The 23,219-nt window shown below is 70.9% G+C and carries 27 protein-coding genes; 24 read left to right on the top strand and 3 right to left on the bottom strand.

Annotation, left to right across the window (positions count from 1 at the left end; genetic code table 11):
• Positions 1 to 16 precede the first annotated feature (16 nt).
• The 3 genes from ACZLZY_RS00355 to ACZLZY_RS00365 all read right to left on the bottom strand — a co-directional run bounded on the left by ACZLZY_RS00355 (position 17) and on the right by ACZLZY_RS00365 (position 3,433).
• Positions 17 to 601: a DUF1254 domain-containing protein gene (locus ACZLZY_RS00355; protein WP_472931414.1), complete on the bottom strand. Its 585-nt coding sequence runs from the start codon at positions 599 to 601 to the stop codon at positions 17 to 19.
• Positions 594 to 1,178: a DUF1214 domain-containing protein gene (locus ACZLZY_RS00360; RefSeq protein ID WP_472931415.1), complete on the bottom strand. Its 585-nt coding sequence runs from the start codon at positions 1,176 to 1,178 to the stop codon at positions 594 to 596. Before ACZLZY_RS00360 ends, ACZLZY_RS00355 begins: the two co-directional genes overlap by 8 nt.
• Positions 1,179 to 1,285: 107 nt before the next feature.
• Positions 1,286 to 3,433: a transglycosylase domain-containing protein gene (locus ACZLZY_RS00365; RefSeq protein WP_472931416.1), complete on the bottom strand. Its 2,148-nt coding sequence runs from the start codon at positions 3,431 to 3,433 to the stop codon at positions 1,286 to 1,288.
• Positions 3,434 to 3,564: 131 nt separating this feature from the next.
• Between ACZLZY_RS00365 and ACZLZY_RS00370 the strand changes: the two genes are divergently transcribed.
• The 24 genes from ACZLZY_RS00370 to ACZLZY_RS00485 all read left to right on the top strand — a co-directional run bounded on the left by ACZLZY_RS00370 (position 3,565) and on the right by ACZLZY_RS00485 (position 23,017).
• Positions 3,565 to 4,041, top strand: a complete 477-nt coding sequence (locus tag ACZLZY_RS00370) for a YcgN family cysteine cluster protein (protein ID WP_472931417.1) — start codon at positions 3,565 to 3,567, stop codon at positions 4,039 to 4,041.
• Between the two features lie 175 nt (positions 4,042 to 4,216).
• Entirely contained in the window at positions 4,217 to 4,591 is a 375-nt protein-coding gene (locus tag ACZLZY_RS00375; RefSeq protein ID WP_472931418.1) for a hypothetical protein, read from the top strand.
• 68 nt (positions 4,592 to 4,659) lie between these two features.
• Entirely contained in the window at positions 4,660 to 6,066 is a 1,407-nt protein-coding gene (locus tag ACZLZY_RS00380; protein ID WP_472931928.1) for a DNA-packaging protein, read from the top strand.
• Between the two features lie 307 nt (positions 6,067 to 6,373).
• Positions 6,374 to 7,603: a phage portal protein gene (locus tag ACZLZY_RS00385; RefSeq protein WP_472931929.1), complete on the top strand. Its 1,230-nt coding sequence runs from the start codon at positions 6,374 to 6,376 to the stop codon at positions 7,601 to 7,603.
• Positions 7,604 to 7,640: 37 nt separating this feature from the next.
• Positions 7,641 to 7,985, top strand: a complete 345-nt coding sequence (locus ACZLZY_RS00390; protein WP_472931419.1) for a DUF6107 family protein — start codon at positions 7,641 to 7,643, stop codon at positions 7,983 to 7,985.
• Positions 7,986 to 7,987: 2 nt separating this feature from the next.
• Positions 7,988 to 8,812: an HK97 family phage prohead protease gene (locus tag ACZLZY_RS00395; protein WP_472931420.1), complete on the top strand. Its 825-nt coding sequence runs from the start codon at positions 7,988 to 7,990 to the stop codon at positions 8,810 to 8,812.
• Positions 8,813 to 8,903: 91 nt separating this feature from the next.
• The gene (locus ACZLZY_RS00400; protein WP_472931421.1) at positions 8,904 to 10,172 is read left to right on the top strand and encodes a phage major capsid protein; all 1,269 of its coding nucleotides are present in this window, start codon (positions 8,904 to 8,906) and stop codon (positions 10,170 to 10,172) included.
• A 129-nt stretch (positions 10,173 to 10,301) separates the two neighbouring features.
• Positions 10,302 to 10,862 (top strand): head-tail connector protein, encoded by a 561-nt coding sequence (locus ACZLZY_RS00405; RefSeq protein WP_472931422.1) that lies wholly within the window; start codon positions 10,302 to 10,304, stop codon positions 10,860 to 10,862.
• Positions 10,862 to 11,194: a phage head closure protein gene (locus tag ACZLZY_RS00410; protein WP_472931423.1), complete on the top strand. Its 333-nt coding sequence runs from the start codon at positions 10,862 to 10,864 to the stop codon at positions 11,192 to 11,194. The genes ACZLZY_RS00405 and ACZLZY_RS00410 overlap by 1 nt, the downstream gene beginning before the upstream one ends.
• Positions 11,191 to 11,424, top strand: coding sequence for a hypothetical protein (locus ACZLZY_RS00415; protein WP_472931424.1), 234 nt, complete (start codon positions 11,191 to 11,193; stop codon positions 11,422 to 11,424). Before ACZLZY_RS00410 ends, ACZLZY_RS00415 begins: the two co-directional genes overlap by 4 nt.
• A gap of 80 nt (positions 11,425 to 11,504) precedes the next feature.
• A complete protein-coding gene (locus ACZLZY_RS00420; protein WP_472931425.1) occupies positions 11,505 to 11,915 on the top strand; it encodes a DUF3168 domain-containing protein in 411 nt (136 codons plus the stop codon).
• Positions 11,916 to 12,031: 116 nt separating this feature from the next.
• Entirely contained in the window at positions 12,032 to 12,445 is a 414-nt protein-coding gene (locus tag ACZLZY_RS00425) for a phage major tail protein, TP901-1 family (RefSeq protein ID WP_472931426.1), read from the top strand.
• Positions 12,445 to 12,780, top strand: a complete 336-nt coding sequence (locus ACZLZY_RS00430; RefSeq protein ID WP_472931427.1) for a gene transfer agent family protein — start codon at positions 12,445 to 12,447, stop codon at positions 12,778 to 12,780. Before ACZLZY_RS00425 ends, ACZLZY_RS00430 begins: the two co-directional genes overlap by 1 nt.
• Positions 12,777 to 12,995, top strand: a complete 219-nt coding sequence (locus ACZLZY_RS00435) for a rcc01693 family protein (protein ID WP_472931428.1) — start codon at positions 12,777 to 12,779, stop codon at positions 12,993 to 12,995. Before ACZLZY_RS00430 ends, ACZLZY_RS00435 begins: the two co-directional genes overlap by 4 nt.
• Before the next feature lie 3 nt (positions 12,996 to 12,998).
• On the top strand, positions 12,999 to 13,577 hold the full coding sequence (locus ACZLZY_RS00440; protein WP_472931429.1) for a phage tail tape measure protein: 579 nt from the start codon (positions 12,999 to 13,001) through the stop codon (positions 13,575 to 13,577).
• 1 nt (position 13,578) lies between these two features.
• Positions 13,579 to 14,205 carry a phage distal tail protein, Rcc01695 family gene (locus tag ACZLZY_RS00445; protein ID WP_472931430.1) on the top strand — a complete coding sequence of 209 codons (627 nt, stop codon included), beginning with the start codon at positions 13,579 to 13,581 and terminating at the stop codon, positions 14,203 to 14,205.
• Positions 14,202 to 15,089, top strand: a complete 888-nt coding sequence (locus ACZLZY_RS00450; RefSeq protein ID WP_472931431.1) for a phage/gene transfer agent baseplate hub protein — start codon at positions 14,202 to 14,204, stop codon at positions 15,087 to 15,089. The genes ACZLZY_RS00445 and ACZLZY_RS00450 overlap by 4 nt, the downstream gene beginning before the upstream one ends.
• Complete coding sequence (locus ACZLZY_RS00455; protein ID WP_472931432.1) at positions 15,086 to 15,616, top strand: NlpC/P60 family protein; 531 nt, start codon at positions 15,086 to 15,088, stop codon at positions 15,614 to 15,616. The genes ACZLZY_RS00450 and ACZLZY_RS00455 overlap by 4 nt, the downstream gene beginning before the upstream one ends.
• A 3-nt stretch (positions 15,617 to 15,619) precedes the next feature.
• Positions 15,620 to 19,519, top strand: coding sequence for a baseplate multidomain protein megatron (locus ACZLZY_RS00460; RefSeq protein WP_472931433.1), 3,900 nt, complete (start codon positions 15,620 to 15,622; stop codon positions 19,517 to 19,519).
• Between the two features lie 95 nt (positions 19,520 to 19,614).
• Entirely contained in the window at positions 19,615 to 19,821 is a 207-nt protein-coding gene (locus tag ACZLZY_RS00465; RefSeq protein ID WP_472931434.1) for a hypothetical protein, read from the top strand.
• A 254-nt stretch (positions 19,822 to 20,075) separates the two neighbouring features.
• Positions 20,076 to 20,432 (top strand): hypothetical protein, encoded by a 357-nt coding sequence (locus ACZLZY_RS00470; RefSeq protein ID WP_472931435.1) that lies wholly within the window; start codon positions 20,076 to 20,078, stop codon positions 20,430 to 20,432.
• 75 nt (positions 20,433 to 20,507) lie between these two features.
• Positions 20,508 to 21,179: a response regulator transcription factor gene (locus tag ACZLZY_RS00475; RefSeq protein WP_472931436.1), complete on the top strand. Its 672-nt coding sequence runs from the start codon at positions 20,508 to 20,510 to the stop codon at positions 21,177 to 21,179.
• Positions 21,160 to 22,542, top strand: coding sequence for an ATP-binding protein (locus ACZLZY_RS00480; RefSeq protein WP_472931437.1), 1,383 nt, complete (start codon positions 21,160 to 21,162; stop codon positions 22,540 to 22,542). Before ACZLZY_RS00475 ends, ACZLZY_RS00480 begins: the two co-directional genes overlap by 20 nt.
• 79 nt (positions 22,543 to 22,621) lie before the next feature.
• A complete protein-coding gene (locus tag ACZLZY_RS00485; protein ID WP_472931438.1) occupies positions 22,622 to 23,017 on the top strand; it encodes a hypothetical protein in 396 nt (131 codons plus the stop codon).
• Positions 23,018 to 23,219 lie beyond the last annotated feature (202 nt).

The following is a 23,219-nucleotide window of genomic DNA, read 5'->3' on the forward strand; positions in this document are numbered from 1 at the left end:
CAGACCTTTCAACGCCTTATTCGTCGCTCGGTGGCGGCACGGGATCGCAGGTGAGCGAGCGGACGAAGGCGTCGACTTCCGGCCGCTTGCTCTCCTCGTCGACCAGGATGCGCAGCGTCAGATAGCCCTCGTCGATGTCGACGCCGACGGGGATGGCGGTCTCGTCGCGCTCGTCCGAGGTTCCCGCCTCGGTCAGCTGCTCGGGAGTCGCCACCAGGAGATTGAACTGTCCCTCGACGGCCGAGCGATCGTTGATCGAATAGAGATTGTCGCCTGAGCGCGAGTAGATCGAGGCCGACCAGAAGTCGATCCGGCCGTTTGCCAGGAGCCGGACCGGACCCTCTGCGAGGGAGAAGCGGCAGGCGGCGGTGACGAAGCTCGGGTCTATGAAGGCAAAATCATGCGCGCCCGGCTTGTCGGTGGAGGCCGCTGCCTCGCCGCTGAGGGAGTCGATGCGGGCCACCTGGTTGATCTCGGCGATGCGCGCGAGCCGGCCCCAGGCGTTGTTCTCGGCGAGCTCCGGGATGGCGAAGATCGCCGCGATGTGGACCGCTGCCGCGCCGATGAGGCCGGCCACGATGGCGAAGAGCACTCTAACCATCGAGGCAGTCTCCGCGCACGAGGCTCGGCATGTCGAGCTGGCCAAGGCCGCTCGAGGAGCTCGCCGGGGTGTCGTAGAGCGTCAGCGCCAGCACATAGGCGCCCCGCCCGGTGACGGCGAGCCAGTTGCCGGCCTGCGCGACCGGGGAGATCGCGATGCCGACGCTGTTGTCCTCCGCCCGCATCAGGCCGCGCGAGCTCAGCCAGCCCGGCCGGTTCTCGCCGGCCGGCACCAGCTGCCCGGCCGGCGCGAAGGCGGCGAGCGTCCAGATGCGGGCGGGCGGCGTCTGGCCGGCCAGGACATAGCTGCATTCGCGCCTGAGCACCTCGCCGCCGCTGTCGCGCGTGGCGCGGAACAGGATGCCCTCGCCGATGCCGAGCGTCAGATTGCCGATGCGGGCAAGGCGCGCCTTGGAATAGGGATCGGCATCGACCGAGCCGGCGAGCGGGTTGGCACGCCACGGGCCGACCTCGACGGCGCCGAAATCGGCGGCTTCCCCCAGCGCCCAGTTGGCACTCCAGGTGCCGAGGCCGAGGGCGATCGCGATCGACACGGCGAGAAGGATCAGGAAGCGCATACGGTCTCGTTCCAGGGCGGGCCGTTGCGGCTCATTTCACTTCCCGCCGCCGCTGGCAAGTCCGAAGCCACTGGCCGGGCCCGTGCGGCGACGGCGCAGCGCCGGGCTTACTGCGGCGATGGCGCGGGGGAGGCCGGGCGGTTGGCGGCGACCTTTTCAGGCCCGAGCGGCGGGGCCGTCTCGAACTGGCGTCCGAGGTCGAGGAGCAGCTTCTGCGCCGCGTTGTTCAGCGACAGCGGGCGCACTGGCCGCGGGGCGGCATCGGCGACCGCGGCGACCTTCTCGGTCGACGGCGCCGGCAGGGGATCCTTGATGAACGGGATCGGCTTCAGCTCGATGCCCTGGTGCGCGGCCTCCATGAAGCGGTGCCAGGTCTGCACCGGCAGGGAGCCGCCGGTCAGCTTGTTGGTGGGGCGGAAACTGTCATTGCCGTACCAGACGGCGGCGGTGAAGTTGCCGGTGTAGCCGACGAACCAGGCGTCGCGGTAGCCTTGCGTGGTGCCGGTCTTGCCGGCGGCGCGCGTCATGGTCAGCTGCGCCTTGCGCGCGGTGCCCTTGATCGGCACCTGCACCAGCATCTCGTTCATCGATTTCGCCGCCTGCTCGGACAGGACGCGGTGGCGGGGGGGCATGTCGCGGTTGGCGTCCCACAGGATGTCGCCGCTGCCGTCGGCGAGCGACAGGATGGCATGGCGGTGCGAATCCATGCCGCCGGCGGGGAAGACGGCATAGCCGGTCGCCTGGTCGAGCACGGTGACCTCGGAGGTGCCGAGCGCCATGGTCTTGTCGCCGCGCAAGGGGCTCTCGACGCCCATCGCCTTGGCCAAAGCCGTGACCTTGGCCATGCCGATCTTCTGGCTGAGCCGGACCGGGACGGTGTTGATCGAGCGGGCGATCGCGTCTTCCAGCGTCACCCGGCCGGCAAACGAGCGGCCGTAGTTCTGCGGCGACCAGTTGCCGACGGTGATCGGGCCGTCAGAGATCACGTCGAGCGGCTTGAAGCCGTTCTCCATCGCGGCCGCATACACATAGCCCTTGAACGAGGAGCCGGGCTGGCGAAGCGCCTTGGTAGCGCGGTTGAACTGCGACAGGCCGTAGTCGCGCCCGCCCACCATGGCGCGCACGCCGCCCTCGTCGTCGAGCACCACCATCGCCGCCTCGTCGACGCCGTAAGGCTTGCCGAACTGCTGCAGGTGATAGGAGACCGATTCGTCGGCGAGCTGCTGCAGGCCGGCATCGAAGGAGGTGCGGGCGACGAAATTGCGGTGCGGGATCTTCTCGGCGATGCGCTGCACCTCGGCGAAGGCGAAGTCGAGGAAATAGTCGGGCGAGGTGATGGCCGAGCGGTCAACGGCGGTGGCAGGCTGGCGGCGGGCGGCGACGACCTGGCCCTCGGTCATGAAGCCGGCCTGCACCATGTTGGACAGGACCTCGTTGGCGCGGGCGCGCGCCGCCGGCAGGTTGATGTGGGGGGCGTATTTCGCCGGGGCCTTGAACAGGCCGGCGAGCATCGCCGCCTCGGCAAGGCTCACCTCGCGGATGTTCTTGGCGAAATAGAACTCCGCCGCGCCCGCCGCGCCGAAGCTGCCGCCGCCCATATAGGCGCGGTCGAGATACATGCCGAGGATCTCGCGCTTGGTGAGATTGGATTCCAGCCAGAGCGACAGGAAGGCCTCGTTGATCTTGCGGTCGATGGTGCGCTCGTTGGACAGGAATAGGTTCTTGGCGAGCTGCTGGGTCAGCGTCGAGCCGCCCTGGACGACGCCGCCGGCCCGGGCGTTCTCGCTGAGCGCCCGCGCGAGGCCGAAGAAGTCGATGCCCAAATGGTCGAAGAAGCGCCGGTCCTCGGTGGCGAGCACCGCCTTGACGAAGGGGTCGGGCATCTCGTCGATGGGGATGGCGTCCGAGCGCAGCACCCCGCGCCGGCCGATCTCATTGCCGTGACGGTCGAGAAACAACACGGAATAGTCGGTTTCGAGCGGCAGGCCGTCGACCGTGAGCTTCATCGCCGGCTGGGCAAGGACGAGCATCATCACCATGCCGGCAAGGCCAAGCGTCAGCCCCTCGCAGGAAAGTTCGACCAAAATGCGCTTGAAGCCGGTGGCGCGAAACCGCCGGGAGAAGATGGTAATGCTTTCCCAAATGGCGGAAAAGGCGTGAAAAAACCGCCACAGGCTGGAGTCGATCCACGCGTCGAGCTCGATCAGCCGCGTGGGGTTCCAGCGTTTCGGGGTCTTGGGCGACGATGATGGCACGTTCGACCTGTTCTCCAGCGGCCGGAGCCGTCTTTCGGACGGCTCTAGCACCGCAGTCCCTTCGATGAGATTAAGTGGCCGGATTATGCGGCGACAACAAGAAGACATTGAGCTTATGAACGAAATTCCCCATGCGTGATTTCGGCAACAAACCGTTCTGGCAGCATACCACCCTCGAGGCGCTGAGCCCGGAGGAGTGGGAGAGCCTGTGCGACGGCTGCGGGCGCTGCTGCCTGAACAAGCTGGAGGACTGGGACACCGGCGAGATCGCCTGGACCAACGTCGCCTGCACGCTGCTCGACGGCCACAGCTGCCGCTGCTCGGATTATGAGAACCGCCGCGCCACCGTGCCCGACTGCATCGGCCTCGACGTCGAGGCGGTGAAGAAGATCGCCTGGCTGCCGCCGACCTGCGCCTACCGCTTGGTGCGCGAGGGCCGCGACCTCTACTGGTGGCACCACCTCGTCTCCGGCGATCCCGAAACCGTCCACCACGCCGGCATCTCGGTGCGCGACCGGACGATTTCCGAGGACGGCATGGAGATGGAGGATTTCGAGGAGCATCTAGCGGACTGGCCGGGGGACGATCCGGGGGAGGGGCGGCGGTAGGCGCTCGGCCGAGAGTCCCCGCGCTGCCGGCACTAGCAAAGTAAGAATAATATCCTTAATATGAAAATATGCCTTGACTGCGTGACGGTGGTCGGGTAGCTCTAGGGTACAGTCGGAAAAGTGTGGCGGCGGGCTTTTGGTCCGGCCGCCTTTTTCATGTCCGGAGGGTGCGGGAATGGCGGAGGTGGCGGGTTCGTCCTTGTCGGAGCGGTTGCTGGCGGTGTTGACGGGCGAGATGGCGGCGCTGGAGGCGGAGTGTGCGGGCGGGGATGGGCCGCCGGGCGGCGCCAAGGGGCGGATCGAGGCGGTCGGGCAGATGACGCGGACGCTGGAGAAGCTGCTGGAGCTGAAGCGCCTGGAGGCGCTGGAGGCGCGCGGCGGCGAGGATGGGGACGGCGAGACCGCGCGGCTGCGGGCCGAAATGCTGCGCCGGCTGCAGGCGCTCGATGCGCGGCGGCGCGGTGGGGCCACGCTGTTCGACGGCGAGGGGCGGTTCGCGGGGGAGGGTTCCGGTCAGCCCGTTGGGGTGGCCGCCCGGGAACCGGCCTGACGGACCGGGCGGAAGGCATCGCGTTGACGCTAGATGACGAGGCTTTCTGGGCGGCCGTCGGGGCGGCGATGGCGGACTGCCCGCCGGCGGTGCTTGCGGCGGCGATGCCGGGCTGGGCGAGCCTTGCGCGGCCGGAGCAATTGCCGCCGTCGGGCGACTGGCGGCAATGGCTGCTAATCGGCGGGCGCGGCTCGGGCAAGACGCGGGCGGGGGCGGAATGGGTGCGGGCGCTGGTCGAGGGGCAGGCCGGGGCGAAACCCTATGGCCGGATCGCGCTGGTGGCGGAGACGCTGGGCGACGCCCGCGAGGTGATGATCGAAGGCGAGAGCGGGCTTCGGGCGAATGTCGGCGGGGTCCGCCCGGTCTATGAATCGACGCGGCGGCGGCTGGTGTTCGGCAATGGCGCGGTGGCGCAGGTGTTTTCTTCGGAGGATCCCGAGGCGTTGCGCGGCTACCAGTTCGACGCGGCCTGGGGCGACGAGCTGGCGAAATGGAAACATCCCGAGGCCTGTTTCGACAATCTGCAGATGGGATTGCGGCTGGGCGACCAGGCGCGGGCGCTGTTCACGACGACGCCGCGGCCGGTGCCGCTGTTGAAGCGGTTGCTAGTCGAGGCGGGGGTGTTGGGTGGCGGCGGGGATTTGGACAGGGGGAGCGGCGGCAGGGATTTCGTCGCAGAACCTGGTGAGGCACCCCCCTCTGGCCTGCTGGCCATCTCCCCCTCAAGGGGGGAGATCGGCGCGTTGGGGGCGCGGCCTTTCCTGCTGAAGTCGATGACCGTCGCGACGCGGATGCGGACGGCGGAGAATGCGGGGAATCTGGGGGCCGGTTTCGTCGAGGCGATGGCGCAGCGCTATGGCGGCTCGCGGCTGGCGCGGCAGGAGCTGGAGGGCGAGTGGATCGCGGCGCGCGAGGACGCGCTGTTCGACCGCGCCGCGATCGACCGGCTGCGGGTGCGGGCGGCGCCGCCGCTGCGGCGGATCGTCGTCGGCGTCGACCCGCCGGCGACGGCGGGCAAGAACTCGGACGCCTGCGGGATCGTCGCGGCCGGGCGGGCGGCGGACGGGACGATCTACGTGCTTGCCGATGCCAGCCGGCAAGGCGCCAAGCCGCATGAATGGGCGGCGGCCGCGGTGGCGCTCTACGAGCGGCTGGAGGCCGACCGGATCGTCGCCGAGGTGAACCAGGGCGGCGACATGGTGGAGGCGGTGATCCGCACCGTTTCGCCTCTGGTGCCGGTGCGGGGCGTGCGGGCGACGCGCGGCAAATGGGTGCGGGCGGAGCCGGTGGCCGCCCTCTACGAGCAAGGCCGCGTCCGGCACGCCGGGAGCTTCGCGGCGCTGGAAGACGAGATGTGCGATTTCGGGCCGGACGGGCTGTCGAACGGGCGCTCGCCCGACCGGCTGGACGCGCTGGTCTGGGCGGTGACGGCGCTGCTGGCGCCGGTGGCCGAGCCGCGGGTGCGCGGGCTGTAGGCACGCGCTGCGGCTGATGAATGCGGCCGGTGCTTTCGTTGGTGGGGGCCTGCCGCTTTTCGTGCAGCGAGGCGGCGGCGCACCCCCCTCTGCCCTGCCGGGCATCTCCCTCTCATGGGGGGAGATCGATCGGTGGAGGCCGTCGCGGCTGTGCTCCGGCGCTGAGCCGCGGCGCTGCCGAGGCAAAACCTTTCCGGCTGCGGGTAGAGGTCGACGGACCAAATCGGGCTAGCGCTGCGGCGTCTTCGGAAAAATCTGACATTACGGGGAGACCGACATGGGACTGCGATCGACGCTCGCGGGGATGATGACGCGCGCCTTGACGAACCCGCCGGCAGCCCTTTCGCGGCCGGCCGAGGGCAAGAGCGTCGGCGGTGGAACGCTGGTGTTTACCGACGCCTCGGACGGGGCTTTCGGGGAGCGGAGCTACCAGGGCCTGGCAAAGGCCGGGTTCATGCAGAACCCGGTGGTCTACCGCTCGATCCGGCTGATCGCCGAGAACGCTGCGGCGATCCCGCTGCTGCTCTACGAGGGCACGCGCGAGATCGAGGCGCATCCGCTGCTGGCGCTGCTGCGGCGGCCGAACGGGATGCAGGATGGCACCGGGCTGATCGAGACGCTGTGCGGGCATCTGCTGCTGGCCGGCGACGGTTTTCTCGAGGTGTCCGTGGTCGACCGGCCGCGCGCCCTCTTTGCGCTGAGGCCCGACCGGGTGCGGGTGGTGGAGGGGAGCGACGGCTGGCCGGAGGCCTACGAGTACAGGATCGGCAGCTATGTCCGGCGGATCGCGGCGGAGGGCGGGTCGGGGAGCATTGGCCAAGAGAGCGGGGGGCCGGATAGCGGCGGGGCGGAAGGCGGTGGCGGGGAGCGGCCGGGGCGGGTGCTGCACCTGAAGCTTTTCCACCCGCTGGCGGATGCGAACGGCTTTGCGCCGCTGTCGGCGGCCCGCAGCGCGCTCGACCTGCACAATGCGGCGGCTCGCTGGAACAAGGCGCTGCTCGACAATTCCGCGCGACCGTCCGGCGCGTTGGTCTACCAGCCGGGCGAGGCCGGCAACCTCTCGCCGGACCAGTTCGACCGGCTGAAGGCCGAGCTCGAGGGAGGCTATACCGGGGCGGCGCGGGCCGGGCGGCCGATGCTGCTGGAGGGCGGGCTCGACTGGAAGGCCATGGGCCTGTCGCCGAAGGACATGGACTTCATCGAGGCGAAGAACCAGGCGGCGCGCGAGATCGCTTTGGCCTTCGGCGTGCCGCCGATGCTCATCGGCATCCCCGGCGACGCCACCTATTCCAACTATGCCGAGGCCAACCGCGCCTTCTATCGGCTGACCGTGCTGCCGCTGGTACAGCGGCTCGCCGGCGCCATCGGCGACTGGCTGGGCGGGCATTTCGGCGAGCCGGCGCTGCGCCTCGCCTTCGACGCCGACCGGATCGAAGGCCTCAGCGCCGAGCGCGAGGCGCGCTGGGCGCGGGTGAGCGCGGCGGACTTCCTCAGCGAGGACGAGAAGCGCGCGGCCGTCGGCTACGGGCCGCGGTGACGGGCGACATGGGCAGACGAGCAAGGGGAGAGCGGCCATGACGGCAGAACCGATCACCGCGGCGGCGGTGTGGGTGGCAAAGCTTGCGGGGGCGGCGGCGGGGTCGGCGATCTCGGTCGCCTATCTCCTGCCGCACGGGCGGCGCGAGGCGGGGGCGCGCTTCATGATCGGCGTCGTCACCGGCCTCGTCTTCGGCGCGCCGGCGGGCCTCGCGCTCGCCGCGTGGCTCGGCCTCGACGAGGCGCTGTCGGCCGGCGAGCGGATCATGATGGGCTCGGCGGCGGCAAGCCTCTGCGCCTGGTGGGCGCTCGGCATTCTCGCGCGCCTCGCGGCGCAGCTGGTGCCCGGCAAAGGCGGAACCGCCGCCGGCGGGGAGGGCTGAGCATGGCGAGCCCGGCGGGACCGCGACAGGGCGAACGGGAGACGCATGCCGCCCGGCCGCCGGAGACGGCGGCGGCACGGCCCGGCGCGGCGGCGGCCGGCATGGTCGCGGGACGGCCGGCGCCGCTGCAGACGAAGGCGGCCGCGATGGTGCCGCTTCGGAGCAAGGCGGCCAGCGGCGTGCCGGTGCCGCTCCAAAGTAAGGCGGCTGGTGCGCTGGGCGTGGGTCTTCGCGGAAATGCCGGGATGGGCCGAGCTCTCGGAGGGGCACGGGGCGGCGGGATGGCGCCGGTTCCTGCGGCGGCGCGGGACACTGCCGCCGGGGCGGCGGCCGGGACCGTGCGGGGCTATGCGGCGCTGTTCCACCAGGTGGATCTCGCCGGCGACCGCATCCTGCCGGGCGCCTTCGCCGCCTCGCTGGCGCGGCGGGGCGCGGGCGGCATCCGGATGCTCTGGCAGCACGAGCCGGGGCGGCCGATCGGGGTCTGGACCCGCGTCGCCGAGGATGCGCGGGGGCTCTTCGTCGAGGGCCGGCTGGCGATGGAGACGCGCGGCGGGCGCGAGGCTTTCCAGCTGATCGCGGCCGGGGCGGTCGACGGGCTGTCGATCGGTTTCCGGACGACGCGGGCGGCGCGCGAGACGGCGCCGGGCGGCGCCAGGCGGCGGCTGGTGGAGATCGACCTCTGGGAGATCTCGGTCGTCACCTTTCCGATGCAGCAAGGCGCCCGGGTGCGGGCGGTCGGCAACGAGGCCGCGCCCCTGGCGCTGCGGCTGCGCGACGGCGCGCAAAGGCTGCGCGCGGGCGAGCAGGAGATCGCGGGCGCCTAGCGGCGCTGGGCGGAAGGGCCGCTTGACGGTGCCGGCGCTTCGCCGGCGGCCGGGCGGCTTCAGGACAGTTTCAACCGAAGGAGGAGACGACATGCCGCAGACCATGAGCGCACCGGAGATCAAGGCCCAGACGGAGATGGGGCCCGCGACAGGCGAGGTCGGCCAGGCCTTCGACCAGTTCATGCAGGCCTTCGAAGGATTTCGCGAGGCGAACGACGGACGCCTGTCGGAGATCGAGCGGCGGATGACGGCGGACGTCGTCAGCGAGGAGAAGGTCGACCGCATCGGCCGGGCGCTTGACGAGCAGGAGAAGCGGCTGGAGCGGCTGGTGCTGAAGCAGATGCGGCCGGCGCTCGGCGGTGCCGGCGGCGAAGGGCACGAGGCGCGGCCGAGCGAGCACAAGACGGCGTTCGAGGCCTATATCCGCGGCGGCGACGAGCGGCACGTGCGGCGCCTTGAGGAGAAGGCGATGTCGGGCGTCACCGGCGCCGATGGCGGCTTTCTGGTGCCGGCGGAGACGGAGACCGAGATCGGCCGGCGGCTGGCGGCGATCTCGCCGATCCGTGCCATTGCGAGCGTGCGCACCGTGTCGTCCTCGGTGCTGAAGAAGCCGTTCGCGGTGACCGGCGCGCAGACCGGCTGGGTGGCCGAGACCGACATCCGCCCGGGCACCACGGCGCCGACGCTGGCGGAGCTGAGCTTCCCGACCATGGAGCTCTACGCCATGCCGGCGGCCACCAACGCGCTGCTCGACGACAGCGCCGTCGATATCGACCGCTGGATCGGCGAGGAGGTCGAGCAGGCGTTTGCCGCGCAGGAATCCTCGGCCTTCGTCAGTGGCAACGGGGTCGCCAAGCCGAAAGGCTTCATGACCTACGACACCGTGGCGGAGAACGCCTGGGTCTGGGGCAAGGTCGGCACCGTCTCGACCGGTCAGGCCGGCGGCTTCCTGCCGGGGCTCGGCGCCGATGCGCTGATCGACCTCGTCTACGCCGTGAAGGCCGGCTACCGGCAGAACGGCAACTTCGTGATGAACCGGCGCACGCAGAGCGCGGTGCGCAAGCTGAAGGACCCCGACGGCAACTATCTCTGGCTGCCGCCGGCCGGTGCCGGCGCCAAGGCGACGCTGATGGGCTTTCCGATGGTCGAGGCCGAGGACATGCCGGACATCGCGGCCGGCTCCAAGGCGATCGCCTTCGGCGACTTCCAGCGCTTCTACCTCATCGTCGACCGCCAGGGCGTGCGGGTGCTGCGCGACCCCTATTCGGCCAAGCCCTACGTGCTCTTCTACACGACCAAGCGGGTCGGCGGCGGGGTGCAGGATTTTGACGCGGTGAAGCTGCTGGCCTTCGCGGCATAGCCGGACGCGGCGCCGGCGAAAGGTGCCGGCGGCGCGCCCGGGCGACGGGACGCGACGAGAGGAAAGGCCGGGCGGCAACGTCCGGCCTTTCGCATGTGGGGCCGTCAGAATTTTGGAAGGATGCAGGTGATGACGTTGATCGACCTCGGGGGCGTGCTGGCGGAGCCGGTGAGCGTCGCCGATCTCAAAACCTTCTGCCGCATCGAGCGGGACGACGAGGACGGGCTGATCGCCGCTCTGGCCAAGGCCGCGCGCGAGACGATCGAGGCCGAGACGCGGCTGGTGCTGGTGCGGCGGGCGTTCCGGCTTGCCGTCGATCCCGTGCCGCGCGATGGCTGGATCGGGGTGGAGCGGCACCCGCTGCACGGGGTGAGCGGGATCACCGCTTTCGACGCGGCCGGGGTGCCGACAGTCTTCGGACCGGAGGAGGCGGTGATCGAGCGGGCGCTGGGCATCGAGGCGGTGCGGGTGTCGCGCCGCGTCGTCGCAGCAGCGGCGAACGGGGTGGAGATCGAGGTCGAGGCCGGTTTCGGGCCGGGCGAGGTGCCGGAGAACCTGCTGCTCGCGATCCGGCGGATCGTCGCGGTTTCCTACGAGCTGCGGGCGGCGGTGCCGGTGGCGATGCAGCCGGGGCTGGTGCCGCCTTCGGCCCGCGTGCTGCTGCAGCCGTTCCGGCGGGTGCGGCTCTGATGGTGCTGAGCTTCATCGATCCCGGCCTCCTGCGCCGGCGCGCGGTGCTGCAGGCGGTAGAGCTCGTGCCGGACGACAGCGGCGGCGCGGTGGCTGCCTGGCACGAGGTGGCGGAGGTCTCGGTGCATGTCGAGCCGATCTCGGCCGAGCGCCAGCAACGCTTCGGGCAGAACGAGGTGGCGGTGACGCACCGGGTCACTTGCCGGGCGCGGGGCGACGTGGAGCGCGGGATGGCGTTCGCGATCGGTCTGCGGCAGCTGGTGGTCGAGGACGTCCGCGATCCCGACGAGAGCGGGCGCTATCTCGTCTGCCGCTGCCGGGAAGAGACGTGAGGATCGTCGTGCGGGTGCGCCTGCCCGAGCGGCAGTTGCGGGCGGCGATGCGGCGGGCCGCGGCGCGGGCATCCGCCGGTGCTGGCATGGACGGCGGGGGCGTGGGCGGCGAGGGCTGGGGAGGCCGGTTGCCGGGAACGTCGATGCTGTCAGCGCTGCTGCGCCCTGTCGCCAGCGGACGGGCTAAAACGGCGGCAGAGACTGCATCCGGAAAGATTGACGAAAATTAACGGTTGGGCGCATCGACTTTCGAGAGGCCTCACAGCATATTTTGATGCAACACGATGGGTGATGCCGGAGGTTTCTGACCATGATGCAGGCGAGCGCCGAGTTGCAGACAACCATTTTCCAGACCCTGACCGGTGATCCGGCGCTGACCGCGCTGCTCGGTGGGCCAAAAGTCTTCGATCATATTCCGGAAAAGGCGCGGTTTCCGTACCTGACCTTCGGCCGCACGACGGTGGTCGACTGGTCGACCGGCACGGAGGATGGCGCCGAGCATCTCCTGACGCTTCACGTCTGGGGCAAGGGCGGCGGCAAGGCCGAGACCTACGAGATCATGAACCAGGTCACCAACAAGCTGCACGACGCGCACCTGCCGGTTTCCGGCCACACGTTGGTGAACTTGCAGCTGCAGTTCGCCGAGGCGCGGCAGGAGCCGGAGTCGACGACCTATCACGGGATCCTGAGGTTCCGCGCGGTGACCGAGCCGGTGGCGTAAGCCGACACCTAAGAGGCCGGACCGGCAGCGGACGGCTATCCGGCACAGACGACAGACGAGAGCACTGACAACAGGCGGTCCCCCCGGGGCCGCCTTTTTCTTTGGGAGAAGCTGAGATGGCGGCGCAGAGGGGCAAGGATCTTTTGCTGAGGCTCGACGCGGCGGGCAGCGGCACGTTCGAGACGGTGGCGGGGCTGCGGACACGGCGGATCGCCTTCAACGCCGAGACGGTGGATGTGACCGATGCCGAGAGCGTCGGGCGGTGGCGCGAACTCCTCGGCGGCGCCGGGGTGCAGCGCGCGGCGCTGTCGGGCGCCGGGGTGTTCAAGGATTTGGCGTCCGACGCGGCGGTGCGGCAGATCTTCTTCGAGGCGAGGATTGCGGCCTTCCAGGCGGTGATCCCGGATTTCGGCCGGATCACCGGGCCGTTCCAGCTGACCGCGCTCGAATATGCCGGCGAGCACAATGGCGAGGTCAGCTTCGAGCTGACGCTGGAATCGGCGGGCGCGCTCGCCTTCGTGGCGCTGTGATGGCGAACCGGCGGCGCGGCGAGGTGGGCGTGCTGATCGACGGGCGCGAGCGGGTGCTCTGCCTGACGCTCGGGGCGCTGGCCGAACTCGAGGATGCGTTTGCGGTGGAGGACGTCGCGGCGCTGGTGCAGCGCTTCGGCTCGGGCCGGCTCGCAGCGCGCGACCTGATCCTGATCATCGCGGCGGGTCTTCGCGGCGGCGGCGAGAGCGCGAGCGCGGCGGAGGTGTCGGTGATGCGGATCGAGGGCGGCGTGGCGGGCGCGGCGCGGGTGGTGGCCGATCTCCTCGGCGCGGCTTTCGGCGAGGGCGACAACGCTGCGCCCCTTCGCCCGTGAGCGTGGCGCCGGACGAGGACGGCGCGGCGTTTCCCTGGGACGAGGTAATGGCGGTCGGGCTCGGCGTGCTGCGGCTGGCGCCCTCGGAGTTCTGGCGAATGACGCCGCGCGAGTTCGCCTCCGCCATCGCGCCCTCCCTGCCGGCGCGACCCGTGCCGATCGGGCGCGCCGGGCTGGCGTCGCTGATGCAACAATTTCCAGATGGGGCGAGGTAAGCGATGGCCGACGAGACGCTGACGGTGGCGGTCGAGGCGGACACCGCCGCATTCGACAAGGCGCTGGGGGACCTGTCGGGCAAGGCGAACGCCTTCGGGGCGGCGCTGACCTCGGCGCTGCGCGGGGCGACGACCGGCGGCAAGTCGCTGGACGGGGTGCTGCAGCAGCTGGCGACGCGGCTCTCCTCGATCGCGCTCGGGGCAGCACTGAAGCCGCTGGAGAACGCGCTCGGCGGCGTCGCCGGGCAGATCTTCGGCGGGCTCGGCAGCCTGTTCGGCGGGGGCGGGGCGGGCGCCACGGTGACGCCGTTCGCCAAGGGGGGCGTCGTGGCTTCGCCGAGCTATTTTCCGAGCGGCGGGCAGATCGGGCTGATGGGCGAGGCGGGGGCCGAGGCGATCCTGCCGCTGAAGCGCGGCGCCGACGGCTCGCTCGGCGTCGCCGCAAGCGGTGGGGGTGCGAAGGCGGCGCCGACGATCGTCTTCAACGTGACGGCGAGCGATGCGGCGAGCTTCCGCCGCTCCGAGGCGCAGATCCAGGCGATGCTCGCACGGGCGACGCAGCGCGGGCGGCGGGGGCTTTGAGATGGAATCCTTCAGCGAAGAACGCTTTCCCCTGCGCATCGCCTTCGGCACATCGGGCGGGCCGGAGCGGCGGACCGACATCGTCCGGCTGTCGACGGGCTTCGAGACGCGCAACCAGCGGCACCGGCACGCCTTTCGCCGCTACGACGCAGGATCGGGCGTCAGGAGCCTTGCCGACCTCTCGGCCGTGCTCGGCTTCTTCGAGGCGCGGCGGGGCAAGCTCGTCGGCTTTCGGTTCCGCGATCCGCTGGACCATGGGTCCGCCGCCTACGGCCACGCGCCGACGGCCTTCGACCAGGCGATCGGGACGGGCGACGGGACGGTGCGCAGCTTCGCGCTCTGCAAGCGCTACGGCACGGGAGGCGACGCCTATGTCCGGCCGATCGAGAAGCCGGTGGCGGAGAGCGTTCTCGTCGCGGTGAACGGGGCGGTGACGGCGGGTTTCACGGTCGATGCCGCGACCGGGACCGTCCAGCTGGCGACGGCGCCGGCGGCGGGGGCGGTGGTGACGGCGGGGTTTACCTTCGACGTGCCGGTGCGCTTCGACCTCGACCAGCTGGTGGTGAACCTTGCCGCCTTCGAGGCGGGTGAAATCCCGACGATTCCCCTGGTGGAGATTCGGCCATGAGAGACGTGCCCGAGGCGCTGAAGGCGCATCTGACGGGACAAGCGACGACCACGGCGCAGTGCTGGCGGCTGACCCGGACGGACGGCGTGGTGCTCGGCTTCACCGACCACGACGAGACGATCCGCTTCGACGGCACGGATTTTCAGGCGGCCACCGGGCTAACGGCGAGCGAGGCGGAGACCGCGCTCGGGCTGTCGGCGGGGACGCAGGAGGTGGAAGGGGCGCTGTCCTCGCTGGCGATCCGCGATGCCGACATTCTGGATGGGCGCTATGACGGCGCGGGGATCGAGGTGTTTCTCGTCAACTGGCAGGCGCCGGCGCAAAGGCTGCGGATCGATGCGGGGATGCTGGGCGAGGTGAAGCGCGGCGGCCAGGCTTTCACCGCCGAGCTGCGCGGCATCGCCAGCCGGCTTGACCGCCAGCGCGGCCGGCTCTACCGGCGCCGCTGCGACACGGTGCTGGGCGATCCGCGCTGCCGGGTCGACCTTGCCGCCGCGGGCCGGTCCGTCGACACGGTGCTCTCCGCCCTGTCCGGCGGGGCGCTGATCGTGCCGGGCATCGACGGCGATCTCGAGCGCTTCGGGCAAGGGCATCTCCTCTGGCTCGGCGGGGCGGCGGCGGGGCTGAAGGCGGAGGTCTCGGCGGCGCAGCGGGGGCTGGACGGGAGGGTGCGGCTGTCGCTGGTAGGCGGGACGTCGGCGGGCATCGTCGCCGGCGATCCGCTGCGGCTGTTTGCCGGCTGCGACAAGAGTTTCGCCACCTGCAAGGCGCGCTTCGGCAATGGGCTGAACTTTCGCGGTTTTCCGCACCTGCCGGGCAATGACGCGGCGATGAACTATGCCCGCTCGGACGGCCGGCACGATGGCGGGCCGGTGGTGCCATGAGCTGCGGGGAGGCGGATGGTGCTCTGCCGGAAACCGCTGCTGCGGTGCGGGGCAGCGGAAGCCAGGACGGCGCGGCGGGGCGGGAGCGGGTGCTGGCGGCGACGCGGGGGTTCATCGGGACGCCCTATCGGCACCAGGGCAGCCGCAAGGGCATCGGCTGCGACTGCCTCGGCCTGATCCGGGGGATCTGGCGTGAGCTCTACGGGGCCGAGCCGGAGAATCCCGGCCCCTATACGCCCGATTGGGCCGAGCGCTCGGTCGGCGAGCCGTTGATCGAGGCGGCAGGGCGGCATCTGCGGCCGATCGCGGTCGGCGATGCGCTGCCGGGGGATGTCGTGCTGTTCCGCTGGCGGACCGCAATGACGGCCAAGCATTGCGGCGTCCTCGACACCGGGGATGGCAGCAAGGGATCGCGCGGCGGGGGCATGCGCCTCATCCACGCCTACGAGGGCTCGGCCGTCCTGTCATCGCCGATGCCGTCGGCCTGGGTCCGCAGGATCGCGGCCGCCTTCAGATTTCCGGAGTAGGCCATGGCGACGATCCTTCTGCAGGCCGTGGGCGGCGCCGTCGGCGGGCTGATCGGCGGGCCTTTCGGCGCGGTTCTCGGCCGGGCGGTCGGCGGGCTCGGCGGCTATGCGCTCGACAGCGCGCTGTTCGGCACGACGCGGCGGAGCGAAGGCGCAAGGCTCGGCGCCAGCCGCATCATGGAAGCCGACGAGGGGGCGGGCGTGCCACGGCTTTACGGCACGGCGCGGATCGCGGGCCAGGTGATCTGGGCGACGCGCTTCGAGGAGACCAGCCAGACCGAGCGGCAAGGCGGCAAGGGCGGCGGGCAGACCAGCGAGACGACGACCTACAGCTATGCCGGTAATTTTGCGGTCGGGCTTTGCGAGGGGCCGATCGCCGGCATCAGGCGGGTGTGGGCGGACGGCGAGGAACTCGACCTCACCGGCGTGACGCTGCGGGTCTACCGCGGCGGCGAGGACCAGATGCCGGACCCGCTGATCGAAGCAAAGCAAGGCATGGGCAATGCGCCGGCCTATCGGGGCCTCGCCTATGCCGTGTTCGAGCGGCTGGCGCTGGAGCCTTTCGGCAACCGCCTGCCGCAGATCGCCTGCGAGGTGATCCGGTCGGTCGGCACGCTGGAGGAGCGGGTGCGCGCGGTGACGCTGATCCCCGGCGCGACCGAGCACGGGCTGGACCCGGCACCGGTGCGCGAGACTGTGCGGGGCGGCGAGGACGTGGTGCTGAACCGGCATGCGACGACGGCCGCGACGGATCTCGAGGCGGCGCTCGACGATCTCGAGGGGCTCTGCCCGAACCTTCGTCGCGTGGCGCTGGCGGTGACCTGGTTCGGCGACGATCTGCGCGCCGGGCACTGCCGGATCCGGCCGGCGGTCGAGGTGGCGGAGCGCGATGAGACGCGGGCGTGGCAAGTGAACGGCGTCGGGCGCGCCGAGGCGCCGCTGGTCAGCTGGAGCGGCGGGGGGCCGGCCTATGGCGGGACGCCGAACGATGCCGGCGTCGTCGACGCGATAAGGGCGCTCGCCGCGCGCGGGCTGGCGGTGACCTATTACCCGTTCCTGCTGATGGACGTGCCGGCCGGCAACGGGCTGCCGGACCCCTATGGGGCCTTGCGGCAAGCGGACTATCCCTGGCGCGGGCGGATCAGCCTCGACGTCGCGGTCGGGCGGCCGGGCTCGGCGGACGGCAGTGCCGCGGCGGCCGCCGACATCGCCCGCTTCGTCGGGACCGCGCTGCCGGCGCATTTCAGCCTAGCCGGCGGGCGGGTTTCCTATAGCGGGCCGACGGAATGGTCGTATCGGCGCATGGTGCTGCACCAGGCGTTCCTTGCAAAACTTGCCGGCGGCGTCGACGCCTTCGTCATCGGCTCGGAAATGCGCGGGCTGACGCGGGTGCGCAATGGCGCCGGCGGCTTTCCCTTCGTCGCCGCGCTGATGGCGCTCGCCGCCGACGTGAAGACGGTGCTGCCGCAAGCAAAGCTCGGTTATGCCGCCGACTGGAGCGAGTATTTCGGCTACCAGCCGGCGGACGGCTCGGGCGACGTCTTCTACAATCTCGACCCGCTTTGGGCGCATCCGGCGATCGCCTTCGTCGGCATCGACAACTATCTGCCGCTCTCCGACTGGCGCGCCGAGGATGCCGGCGGTGCCGGACCGGACGGCGCGCGCTCGGCCTACGACCCCGACGCGCTGCGGCGCGGGATCACCGGTGGCGAGCATGCCGATTGGTACTATCGCAGCGACGCCGACCGGGCGGCGCGGACCCGCACCGTGATCACTGACGGGGCGGCGGGCAAGCCCTGGGTCTACCGCGCCAAGGACATCGCAAGCTGGTGGGCGGAGCCGCATGTCGAGCGGCGCGGCGGGGTCGAGGTCGGCGGACAGACTGCCTGGGTGCCGCGCTCGAAGCCGATCTGGCTGACCGAGCTCGGCTGCCCCGCCGTCGACAAGGGCGCCAACCAGCCGAACGTCTTCGTCGACCCGAAATCCTCGGAGAGCTTCATCCCCTATTTCTCGACGGGGGCGCGGGACGATCTGATCCAGCGCCGGTTCCTCGACGCGCATCTCAGCTGGTGGGACCCGGCCGTGCCGGGCTTCGACGGGGCCGCCAACCCGCTATCGCCGGTCTATGGCGGGCGCATGGTGGAGCCGTCGGCGATCCATCTCTGGACCTGGGACGCGCGGCCCTATCCGGCGTTCCCCGGCCGCACCGACGTCTGGCGCGACGGCGACAACTGGCGCCTCGGCCACTGGCTGAACGGCCGGCTCGGCGCGGCGCCGGTCGGCGATCTGATCCGGCGGCTGCTCGCCGACCACGGCTTCACCGATGTCGACGTCGCCGGCGTCGACGCGCTGGTCGGCGGTTATGTCGTCGGGGGTCCCGGCACGGCGCGGGCACAGCTGGAGGATTTGCTGCGGCTGACCGGCGTCGTCTGCCATGCCGACGGCACGCGGCTGGTGTTCCGCTCGCTCGCCAACCTGCCGGCAGGACGGGAGATCTCGGTCTATGCCGAGGAGGAGGACGGGCCGCTGACCGAGTTCCGCCGCCGAGAGGCGAGCGAGATCCCGGACGAGGTGGTGGTCGGCTTTTCCGATCCCGGCCGCAGCTACCAGCCGGCGGCGGCCGAGGCGCTGCTGGCGCTGGCGGACAGCCCGCGGCAGGAAGCGATCGAGCTGCCGGTGACGCTGGAGGAGAGTCAGGCGCGGCGCTTCGCCGCCGATCTCCTCTCGGACCTCGCGGGGTCGCGGGAGACGGCGCGGTTCTCGCTGTCGCCGGCCGAGATTGCTGTCGAGGCCGGCGACGTGCTGCGGCTGGCGGACGTAGCGGGGCGGTGGCTGGCCACGCGGATCGAGAGCGGCGCGACGCGGCGCGTCGAGGCGCGGCGGCTGCCGGAGGCCGGGGAACGGGCGGGCGAGCGGACGGGGGCTGCGCTGCCGGTGCCGGTGCCGACGGGGCCGACGACGGCGTCGCGGCCGCTGGCGCATTTCGTCGACTTGCCGATGGGGACGGACAGCCTGCCGGAGGCAGCGCCCCGCCTTGCGGTCTTCGCCGCGCCGTTCCTGCCAGTGGTGGTCGAGGCGGCGGCGGGCGGCGGTTTCACCCGGCGGCTGGTGATCAGCGCTGCCGCGACGCTCGGCACGCTGGCGGCCGCGCTGCCGCCGGGGCCGGAGGGGCGGATCGACGCGGCGAACAAGCTGACCGTCGATCTCTCGCGCGGCGCGCTCGCCTCGATCGGCCGGGACGCGCTGCTCGGCGGCGGCAATCTGTCGGCGGTGCTGTGCGCCAACGGCGAATGGGAGGTGCTGCAGTTCGAGACCGCCGAGGAGGTGGCGCCGATGCGCTTTCGCCTGACGGGCCTGTTGCGGGCGCAAGGCGGCACCGAGGATGCGATGGTCGCGGGCGCGGCGTCCGGCACCGCTTTCGTGCTGCTCGACGGGGGGCCAGTGTCGCCGGGGCTGCGGGCGGACGAGATCGGGCGGGCGCTGGAGTGGCGCCTGTCGCCGGTCAGCCGGCCGCTCGACGACCCCGCGGTGCTCGTTCGGACCGTCACGCTCGGCCTGCGCGCGGTGCGGCCGCTGTCGCCGGTGCATCTGTCCGGGCGCTTCCTCGAGAATGGCGCGCTGGCGCTCGGCTGGATCCGGCGCACGCGGCTCGGCGGCGACGGCTGGGACGGGCTCGACGTGCCGCTCGGCGAGGAGATCGAGCGCTACCGGGTCGACCTCGTCAACGCGGCGGGCACGCGGCTGACGCTGGAGACGGCGGGGCCGGCGGCGACGGTCAGCCTGGCCGAGCAGGTCGCCGCCTTCGGCACGGCGCCGGCGGCGCTCGATGTGGCGGTGGCGCAGCTGTCGCTGACCTTCGGGACCGGCACGGCCCGGCACGCGACGGTGGCGCGCTCGTCCTGAGACGACACGGCGCCGGCGCCCTCGGGGCGATGCCTTCTCGGCGCCGAGGGCCGGCGCCTGACATCAACGACATCATCAACAGGGAAGGACGAGCAATGACGGACGAAAAGCACTGGTACCAGTCGAGGACCATCTGGGGCGGCCTCGTCGCCCTCGGCGCGGCGCTGGCGGGCATTGCCGGCATCGACATCGACGCCGCCACCAGCGACGCGCTGGCCCTCGGCCTCGCCAATGCGGCGGCCGCGGTCGGCGCTGTCGTGGCGATCCTCGGCCGGCTGGACGCGGTGAAGACGATCCGCTGAGGTCGGAGGCGGGGCGCGGAAGGTTGGCCGCGCCTCTTCATTCCGTTTGTGGACGGTCACGGCGGTGCTGGAAGATCCTGCCTTGTCCGGCCTCTCAAGGGGGATGTCGCCGTTCCGGCGGCATAAATGCGTTCTCGCACTTGGGTGAGAGGTGCGCGTCAGAGGCGATATCATTCGAGGCGTATTGGCTCGCTGTTCATTCGACATTCAGTGCGGGTACGATAGTGTTGCGAGGCTCTTACTGCGGACCTGACATGATCTTTCGCCCTTGCTCCCGTATCCTGCCTGTCGCCAGCCTTCTGGCGGCGCTGTGGAGTTGCGGGCCGGCGCTGGCGAGCGTCTCCGGCGGGACGGTCGCACCAACCGGCTTTTCCGCCCTTGTCGGGGAAGGACCGAGCGGCAGCGCGGCGGGCGCGGTCGATGCCCCGGTGCTGATGGCGGCGGCGGATTGTTCGGGGGCGGCGGCGCAGGCGGCGGCGGACAGCGGGGGGCAGGTGCTGTCGGTGTCGAGCCGGCAGCAGAACGGCCGGACGGTGTGCGTGGTGACGGTGCTGGTGCCCGGCTCCGACGGGGGCCGGCCGCGCAAGCAGACGATCACCCTTCCGCAATAGCGCGCGCTCGCCGGAAACGGGAACGCCGGAGCGTTTCCGCGGACGGGCGTCGCGGACGAGACTGAACGGATACCCATGCGCATTCTCATCGTCGAGGACGATCCCAACCTCAATCGCCAGCTGCACGAGGCGCTGATCGGCGCAGGCTATGTCGTCGACCACGCCTTCGACGGCGAGGAGGGGCATTTCCTCGGCGACAGCGAGCCTTACGACGCGGTGATCCTCGACGTCGGCCTGCCGTCGATGGACGGGATCAGCGTGCTCGAGCGCTGGCGCCGGGACGGGCGCACCATGCCGGTGCTGATCCTCACCGCGCGCGACCGCTGGAGCGACAAGGTCGCCGGCATCGACGCCGGCGCCGACGACTACGTGACAAAGCCCTTCCACATCGAGGAAGTGCTGGCGCGGCTGAGGGCGCTGATCCGCCGGGCAGCCGGGCATGCCTCGTCGGAGATCAACTGCGGGCCGCTGCGGCTCGACACCAAAGCCTCGAAGGCGACCGTCGACGGCACGCCGCTCAAACTCACCTCGCACGAGTACCGGCTGCTCGCCTATCTCATGCACCATCACGGCGAGATCGTCTCGCGCACCGAGTTGATCGAGCACCTCTACGACCAGGACTTCGACCGCGACTCCAACACGATCGAGGTCTTCGTCGGGCGCCTGCGCCGCAAGATCGGCATCGACCTCATCGAGACCGTGCGCGGCCTCGGCTACAGGATGCGGGATGAAGCTCCGGGCGTTTGATTCGCTCACCGTCCGGGTCATCGCCTTTTCCAGTTTCTGGGCGATCGCCGCGTTCACCGTGATTGGCGGGCTGATCTCGGCGCTCTACAGCCAGACGGCGTCGCGCGGCTTCGAGGAACTTTTGACGGCGCAGCTCTACAACATCGTCAACGCCGTCACCGTCACCCCCGAGGGCCAGCTCGCGGGGTCGCCCGACCTTGGCGACCTCCGCTATTCGCAGCCGCTGTCGGGCTGGTACTGGGAGGTGCTGCCGGCGAGCCCCAACACCAAGGGGCGGCTCGCCTCGGTGTCGATCGGGCCGGCCGACATCGCCGCGCCCGACCCCAAGGAAAAGCCCTTCGACCTCTACTATCGCCGCGATTACGAGGCGGTGGGGCTCGATGGCGAGACGCTGAAAGTGGTCGAGACCGAGATCGTGCTCGACCAGGAGAACCACATCGCCCGCTTCCGGGTGATGGGCAATGCGAGCCTCCTCAACGCCGACATCGCGCAGTTCGACTGGCGGCTCGGCTTCTATCTCGGCGGTTTCGGGCTTGGCTCGATCCTGATCAATGGCGGCGCCATCCTGTTCGGCCTGCGCCCGCTCGCCAAAGTGCGGCGGGCGCTCGGCGAAGTGCGGGCCGGGCGGGCGGAGCGGCTGCAAGGGCCGTTCCCGGCCGAGCTGCGCTCGCTGGCCTTCGAGATGAACGGGCTGATCGACAACAACCGCCGCATCGTCGAGCGCGCCCGCACGCAGGTCGGCAACCTCGCGCATTCGCTGAAGACGCCGATCGCGGTGCTGACCAACGAGGTGGCGGCGATCGGCGGCGAGAAGGGCCGGCTGGTCGGCGAACAGACCGAGCGCATGCGCCAGCAGGTGCAGCACCATCTCGACCGGGCCCAGGTCGCCGCGCAGAGCGAGGGCGTGGTGTTCCGCTCGCCGGTCCGGCCGGCGCTGGAGCGGCTGGTGCGGGTGATGGCGAAGCTGAACCCGGAGCTTCATCTCGACGGGCCGCATCTCGCCGGCGCGCCAATCTTCGCCGGCGAGCGCCAGGACTATGAGGAGATCGTCGGCAACCTTCTGGAGAACGCGGCGAAATGGGCGACGGGCACGATCCGCGTCTCGGCCGAGACTGCCGGCGACGGCCGTTTCCGGACGGTGATCGAGGATGACGGGCCGGGCCTGACCGAGGCCGAGATGGTGGAGGCGGTCAAACGCGGGCGGCGGCTGGACGAGAAGAAGCCCGGAAGCGGCCTCGGCCTATCGATCGTTTCGGACACCGCACGGGAATACCGCGGCGCGCTGTTGCTCCAGCGCTCCACCCTCGGCGGCTTGAAGGCCGAGGTGGTTCTGCCGCTGGCTCTCGGCAGCGAGAGTCCATAGATAGGGAATGCGCGGGAACCACGGGTGCCCGGCGCGGTTTGCCGATGCCGGTGACGGATGGTCACGCTGGGAAAATGCCATGTCGAACGTTCTGCGCCCGCTCCTGATCGCCGCCCTTGCCGCCACGCTCAGCGGTTGCCTGACCGGCGGCACCAGCCGTCTTGCGCCGGCGTCGGAAGGCGTCGTGGCGCTTGGCGACGGCCTGGTCGGCCAAACCCAGGTCCGCTTGCCGGGCGATGTCCGGGCGAAGGCGCTCGAGGCCGAGTTCCAGGCGCTGCAGTTCGCCCCGGCTGGCACGCCCGTCGACTGGACCGAAGACCGCTACCAGGGCTCGGTCGTCCCGACCCAGCTCTACCGAATCGGCGAGAAGGATTGCCGCGGCTACGCGCACACGCTGGTTGCTAAGGGCGCCTCGACCAAGACGGTGGGCACCGCCTGCCGGGGCGAGGACGGCTTGTGGCGGCCGGTGGTCTGAGCGGCGTCTTTCCTCGATAGACGACCGGTAGAACCGCTGATCGCCATAAAGTGACGGTGTAGAACGGCCTCCTGTTGCGGCATCTTCTCCTGACGGTGGCAGGGCCGCGCAGGGCTTGCTATGTCAACGCCCGGAAGAGTGGCATCGACCGGCCCTGCGCCGGGCGGCAAGCCACGGGCGCATGGCCCGCGGGAGGAATTGC

It is taken from the genome of Mesocryomonas lacus (genome assembly GCF_055730135.2).